Annotated in this window: 6 protein-coding genes and 1 pseudogene; all 7 read left to right on the forward strand. The window is 39.0% G+C overall.

Annotated elements, in window-relative coordinates:
- Positions 1 to 30: 30 nt before the first annotated feature.
- The gene (locus OCV82_RS01185; RefSeq protein WP_154042713.1) at positions 31 to 1011 is read left to right on the forward strand and encodes a phosphodiester glycosidase family protein; all 981 of its coding nucleotides are present in this window, start codon (positions 31 to 33) and stop codon (positions 1009 to 1011) included.
- A 166-nt stretch (positions 1012 to 1177) separates the two neighbouring features.
- Positions 1178 to 1958 (forward strand): annotated as a pseudogene (locus OCV82_RS01190) (dTDP-glucose 4,6-dehydratase).
- 234 nt (positions 1959 to 2192) lie between these two features.
- Positions 2193 to 2858, forward strand: a complete 666-nt coding sequence (locus OCV82_RS01195; protein ID WP_154042714.1) for a hypothetical protein — start codon at positions 2193 to 2195, stop codon at positions 2856 to 2858.
- Complete coding sequence (locus tag OCV82_RS01200; protein WP_154042715.1) at positions 2858 to 3394, forward strand: hypothetical protein; 537 nt, start codon at positions 2858 to 2860, stop codon at positions 3392 to 3394. The genes OCV82_RS01195 and OCV82_RS01200 overlap by 1 nt, the downstream gene beginning before the upstream one ends.
- Positions 3391 to 4500 (forward strand): MBL fold metallo-hydrolase, encoded by a 1110-nt coding sequence (locus OCV82_RS01205; RefSeq protein ID WP_235340345.1) that lies wholly within the window; start codon positions 3391 to 3393, stop codon positions 4498 to 4500. Before OCV82_RS01200 ends, OCV82_RS01205 begins: the two co-directional genes overlap by 4 nt.
- A 114-nt stretch (positions 4501 to 4614) precedes the next feature.
- Positions 4615 to 6159: an ATP-binding protein gene (locus OCV82_RS01210; protein ID WP_154042717.1), complete on the forward strand. Its 1545-nt coding sequence runs from the start codon at positions 4615 to 4617 to the stop codon at positions 6157 to 6159.
- 117 nt (positions 6160 to 6276) lie between these two features.
- The coding region (locus OCV82_RS01215) for an ATP-binding protein (RefSeq protein WP_154043066.1) at positions 6277 to 6910 on the forward strand (634 nt) is incomplete at its 3' end.

Raw genomic sequence — 6910 nt, forward strand, 5'->3', positions numbered from 1 at the left:
GAGCCAGACAACAGTTTAAGAGATTATATTATGAAATTTAATAAATTAACAATTGCTTTTTTATTCGTAGTTCTTTATATAACTATAGCATGTAGAAATGATAAAATTAATGATGACTATAAGAAACCTAATAATCCTTCTACTATAAAAGTTCCAACTTTACAAAAGGATAACCAAAATGAATGGGAAATTGATTCTGTTTATGATGGATTTATTTATTATAACTATGAAGGATATGATAACGTAAGTAAGGCTAATCAGATTGTTAATGTGCTTGAAATTGATTTACTTTCTAATCTGTATTCTGTTATATTTACATACAATAATAATGGAGATTCTCTTTCAAACGTAGCAAAAGAAAATGTAGCTATAGGTGGTATTAATGGTGGATACGAACAGGATGCTATATACATTCGTATTAATGAAATTAATATATCTGAAGTTACACTACCTGAAGGAGACATAAGATACTGGAAGCACAATGGTGCAATTTATTCGGATGGAAAATCTGACGTTGGAATTATATATGGTGGACAGAACGGGAAGGCTGCTATTGACATATATAAACAATATCCTGCAAGAAATCTGTTAGCTAGTGCTCCAACATTAATTTATGACTATCAACCTTTAAGTGAAACTTTTGTTGGTAATTATACTATGGAAGAATTAGAATCTTTTGAATATGAAGATTATCGCAGACATCAAGGAGTACGCCACCCTCGTACAGTTGTTGCTGTAACTGAGGATAAAGATTTGTTGTTAATTACCATAGATGGAAGATGGGCAGGTAAAGCTGAAGGTATGAGCGCAAAAGAAGTAACCTTATTCCTCAAAAAACATTTTAATCCTCAGTATGCACTTAATATGGATGGTGGTGGATCTACTACTATGTATCTGAAAGGTAAAGGAGACGAAAAAACTGACATTGTCAATTATCCTACTGATAATGGAATTTTTAATCATTATGGGCAACGTTGTGTACCAACTCATATTTATGTCGCTCATAACTAAGAATATTTTACCTATATATTTTGTTTTCTAGTAACGATTGTATTTTCCGCCTTGACACCGCAAACAAACATATCTTTTCGTCGTAAACTATAAGAACAATAATCAAAAGAAAAATAAAACTATCAAGAAGTTATTAAGATTCTTACCAATTGTTTTATATAAACTTATCAAATACAGAAACTTTAACCGTAACATCCTTATAACCGGCGGTGCCGGTTTTATTGGCAACCACGTAGTGCGCCTGTTCGTGAACAAATATCCTGAGTACAGAATCATCAACCTGGACAAGCTGACTTATGCCGGCAACCTGGCGAACCTGAAGGACATAGAGGATAATCCTAACTGTTTGTGTTGACAGCCCGTACTCGGCTTCGAAAGCGAGCTCGGATCACTTTGTGCGTGCTTATCATGATACTTACGGGATGCCGACTATAGTGACTAACTGCTCGAACAACTACGGTCCGTACCAGTTCCCGGAGAAGCTGATTCCGCTGTTTATCAACAATATTCGTCACCGCAAGCCGCTGCCTGTATATGGCAAGGGTGAGAATGTGCGCGACTGGCTGTATGTGGTGGATCATGCGCGTGCGATAGACGTAATTTTCCATAACGGAAAGATTGCGGATACATACAACATAGGCGGTTTCAACGAATGGAAGAACATCGACATCATAAAGGTGCTGATAAAGACCGTTGACAGACTGCTGGGTAATCCGGAAGGTTATTCTCTGGATCTGATTACTTACGTGACTGACCGTCTGGGACATGACATGCGTTACGCTATTGACTCTACGAAGCTGCAGCGTGAGCTGGGTTGGGAACCGAGCCTGCAGTTTGAAGAGGGTATAGAGAAGACGGTGAAATGGTATCTGGAGAACCAGGAGTGGATGGATAATGTGACTTCAGGGGATTATCAGAGGTATTATGAGGAAACTTATGATAATTAATAATTAAAAATTAATAATTAAGAGCTGGCGGTCAACGAAGGTAATTAATAATTGGCAGACAGCGAAATTGATTAATAACTAGGGGATTCCTCCATGCGGCGGCTGGTAATGCCGGGCATGGGGGAATTTCGGTTTAATATAAGGAAGAAAAAGAATATTTTTATTTGATATATCGGAATTAAAAATTACTTTTGTGAATATTATGATATTCAGCCGACAAAAAGTATTTTATTTATGATAGATAAATATTTAGAGATTGAAACGAGAGGATTGGTGTTTTTAGGAGATTTCAATCCTTCTATATTTCACCCTTATTGGTTGGCATCAAAAGACCTTATACAGGAGGAAGAGGCCAAAAATGCGAAAATAGAGATAGTCATGAATGAACTTTCCAGATTCCAGTTGGGAGAATGGTTGAGTATTGAAGTCTCAAGAAATAGATGTGATTTCAAAACAATGAAAAAACCATATTTCTATCCTATGCGTGATTTAGCTATAAATATCTTCAAAATATTGAATGAGACTCCTATAAAAGCTGTAGGCATTAATAATGTATATGATTTATCATTAAAAAATGCCGACAACTATTATAACTTTGGAGACAGGCTGGCACCATTGAATAACTGGAATGATATTCTTACATCACCAAGATTGTTAAACATCGAAATAATAGAATCTACAGAATCAGGAAACACATCTTTCAGACGTGTGAGTATATCACCGTCTGAACCTGAACTGAAGGTGAATTTCGGCATAAATTTCAATATAAACAATCATTTTAATCTGGAGCCTAACAGTAACGGTTACAAGGCATCGCAACTCGTAGAGGATAAATTTGATTATTGTGCGGCAAACTCAAAAGAAATAGTTTCAAATATTCTTTCAAAAATTTTCGGATAATGGGAGATTCAACATTACAAATCAACAAATATTCTTTCTTTGACAACTATACAAACAATAGTTTGCCTACATTGTATGAAGATTTGGTTTTAGAAGAGATTCAACTGCCGATTAAGGAAAGAGTATCTTTACTATCAACATTTGAGACTAGAGACTGTGATAAATCTGAAAAGATAGAGTTACCGTTAATAAAAAGTTCCAAAAGCAATTTGAATTATATTTGTCATTCACTCAACTGGATAGGTAATGTCACCGAAATAAAAGATGAAACTTTTACAGCTGTATTAATAAATACAGATGAAAACACTACACACGAGATTGCTGAGTTTGAAAAAAAAGATATATCAAATTGTGATTTGCATTTACTGAATGTGGGAGCTGTTTTTTATTGGAGTATAGGATATGCCAACTACTATGGACAAATAATAAAACAATCTTTTATCCGTTTTAAAAGAAGTATAAACTTGAGCAATAATGAATTTGAGTCTATAATGAATGATGTTGATAAGTTGAAGGAGGGTATCATGTGGGAATGAATCTATTCAGAGTTTCTTTGATTGGAACAGGTGGAGGATATGGAGAATCTGTTGTGGTACAATTAGGTATGAATAATTGGATGGTGGTAGATTCGTGCATAGACCCTGTTACAAAAGAATCTTTGCCTCTTGAGTATTTGAAGTCACTTGGTGTTCACATTGAGACGGAAGTAAAATTAATAGTTTGTTCACATTGGCATAACGACCATATTCTTGGGATAGACAAGCTGCTTGAAGAATGTAAATCCGCAACATTAGCATTCGCTGTAACTTCGGACAAAGCCAAGTTTCTTGAGTTTATCGGACTTGACAGCAGGAATGATAAATTATTGTCTCATACTTCCTCAACGGATATCATGGCTAAATGTCTGAATATAGTTAATCAGAGAAAAATACCTGTGAAAACAATATTACAGGATCGTGTGTTGTATAGTAGAAATGATGAAAGAAATGACATAAAAGTGATAGCTCTTTCTCCTTCAGACGCAGTAATATCAGATTTTGGAACAGAAATCTCAGAATTAATGAGAAATTATGTCCCATGCTCCAACAGAAAAATTATAGTTCGCAGTCCGAATGAAAAGTGTGTTGTTCTGCAAGTAAGTGTTAACGGATATACAGCTATTTTAGGAGGTGATCTGGAAACATCAGAAGACAATAAACGTGGATGGCTATGTATTCTCGACAATTGTAGCTGTATCTCAAAAAACAGTGCATCACTTTATAAGATACCGCATCATGGTTCTGAAAATGCATACGAGAAGAGAGTATGGGATGAAATGTTTAATCATAATTTATTGGTAGGTCAATTATCTCCTTTCATTAATGGAAAAGTATGTCTGCCAACCAAAGATATGCTTAATATATTCATTAAGAATGTGACACACCTATATATAACTTCTTTTGACATACTGAATAAGCCCAAAAAAAGAGATAATTCTTTACAAAAAGCCATACGCGCATTTAATCCAACATTAAAGGAAATTCCTTTCAGGAAAGGGATTATTGAAAATTATATAGACTTGGATGTTGAAAAATGTACATGGAAAACCAATTTGCATGGTAAGGCTTTTGAAATAGACAATGAATTTATCAGCAAAATATAGGATAAGCTTCCAAAAATGACCAGGAGTAGATGGATAATGTGACGAGCGGGGATGCGGTCAACGAAGTTAAGCCTCGTAACTTAACCTTTAATTTTTAATTCTTAATTGCCCAACATGAAATACCCTATAGGAATACAGAATTTTGAAGAGATACGCGAAGGCGGTTATCTTTATATCGACAAGACGGACATGATGTTTGATCTGGTGGATAATGGTAAGTATTACTTCCTGAGCCGTCCGCGCAGGTTCGGAAAGAGTCTTCTTATCTCTACGCTGGAGACTTATTTCAGTGGAAAGAGGGAGATGTTCGAGGGGCTGAAGATTGCGGAACTGGAGAAGGAATGGACGGAATATCCTGTGCTGCATCTGGACCTGAATACTGAAAGGTATGCCACTCCGAAGGATCTGGAGAACAAGCTTGACCTGTTTCTGAAACAGTGCGAGGCTCTTTATGGCAAGAATCCGGATGAGTATTCGCTTGCGACAAGATTTGAGGGGGTAATACGAAGAGCGGCGGAAAAGACTGGAAGGAACACTGTAATCCTGGTGGACGAATATGACAAGCCTATGCTGCAGGCTATAGATAATGAGGAGCTGCAGGATGAATACAGGAACACGCTGAAGGCTTTCTATGGGGCGCTGAAATCGATGGACAGGTATATACGGTTCGCTCTGCTGACGGGGGTGACGAAATTCGGAAAGGTGAGTGTGTTCAGCGACCTGAACAATCTGAGGGATATTTCGATGCTGAAGGCATACGAAAGGATTTGCGGTATCACGGAGGAGGAACTGCACTCTGTATTCAAAGATGGCATAAAGGATCTGGGTACTGCAAATGATATGACAGAGGAGGAGACAAAGGCGAAACTCAAGGAATTGTACGACGGGTATCACTTCAACGACAGATGCGTAGATATATATAATCCGTTCAGCATACTGAATACGTTTGCAAGTAACGAGTTCGGCAAATACTGGTTTGAGACGGGTACGCCTACTTTCCTTGTAGAACTGATGAAGGGGTGCAGATATAACCTGAAGAAACTGATGAGGGAGTATGCTACGGCGGACTCGCTGAATGGATTGGAAACACTCAGGAAAGATCCGGTGCCGATTTTGTATCAGAGCGGGTATCTGACAATCAAGGATTATGACAAGGAGTTCAGGACTTATATACTTGGATTCCCGAACAGGGAGGTGGAGGATGGTTTCATGAAATTCCTGTTGCCGAGCTATACGGGGATGGATAATTCGGACGCTACGTTCGGAATCATGAATTTCGTCATGGATGTTCGTAACGGTGATACGGATTCTTTCATGAAACGCCTGATGACTTTCTTTGCCGACACTCCGTACGAGCTGGCTCGTGACCTGGAGCTGCACTACCAGAACGTGATGTTCATCCTGTTCAAACTGCTGGGATTCTATACGCAGGCGGAATATCATACCTCGGAGGGAAGGATTGACATGGTGGTGAAGACACCGGACTACATATACGTGATGGAGTTCAAGCTGGACGGCACGGCGGAAGAGGCAATGCAGCAGATAGAGAGCAAGGACTATGCGCTGCCTTTCGAATGTGACGGAAGGAAGCTGGTGAAAGTGGGTGTGAACTTCAGCTATGAGAAGAGGAATGTGGAGAGGTGGATTGTGAAGGAGTAGATACCAGGGACTGGGGACTAGGAGACGAGTTGACAAGGTCTTAGCTTCGCTGACCGTTGGTTATTAATTAGCTTCGCTGACCGTTGGTTATTAATTTTTAATTTTTAATTGACTTACATGAAATACCCTATAGGAATACAGAATTTTGAAAAGATACGCGAAGGCGGTTATCTTTATATAGACAAGACGGATCTGATATATGACCTGGTAAATAACGGTGTATATTACTTTCTGAGCCGTCCGCGCAGGTTCGGAAAGAGTCTTCTTATCTCCACGCTGGAGACTTATTTCAGCGGAAAGAGGGAGATGTTCGAGGGGCTGAAGATTGCGGAACTGGAAAAGGAATGGACGGAATATCCGGTACTGCATCTGGATCTGAATACGAAGCGATATGAGAATAAGGCTTCGCTTCTGGAAATTCTGAACATGCACCTTGAGATGTGGGAGGCTGAATACGGCGACGAGAAGAAAGACAGGTCGCCTGAGGAGAGATTTATGTACGTGATAGGTCGTGCGTATGAGAAGACAGGGAAGCAGGTGGTTATCCTGGTGGACGAATACGACAAACCGATGCTGCAGGCCATAGATGACGAGGAGTTGCAGAATGAGTACAGGAACACGCTGAAGGCTTTCTATGGGGCGCTGAAATCGATGGACAGGTATATACGGTTCGCCCTGCTGACGGGGGTGACGAAATTCGGAAAGGTGAGTGTGTTCAGCGACCTGAACAATCTGAGGGATATTTCGATGG

Source organism: Bacteroides cellulolyticus, assembly GCF_025567135.1.
GTDB classification, from domain to species: Bacteria; Bacteroidota; Bacteroidia; order Bacteroidales; family Bacteroidaceae; genus Phocaeicola; species Phocaeicola cellulolyticus.

Coding starts and splice junctions, on each gene's coding strand:
- OCV82_RS01200 (WP_154042715.1), top strand. CDS start 2,858: ATGGGAGATTCAACATTACAAATCAACAAATATTCTTTCTTTGACAAC.
- OCV82_RS01210 (WP_154042717.1), top strand. CDS start 4,615: ATGAAATACCCTATAGGAATACAGAATTTTGAAGAGATACGCGAAGGC.
- OCV82_RS01205 (WP_235340345.1), top strand. CDS start 3,391: ATGAATCTATTCAGAGTTTCTTTGATTGGAACAGGTGGAGGATATGGA.
- OCV82_RS01195 (WP_154042714.1), top strand. CDS start 2,193: ATGATAGATAAATATTTAGAGATTGAAACGAGAGGATTGGTGTTTTTA.
- OCV82_RS01185 (WP_154042713.1), top strand. CDS start 31: ATGAAATTTAATAAATTAACAATTGCTTTTTTATTCGTAGTTCTTTAT.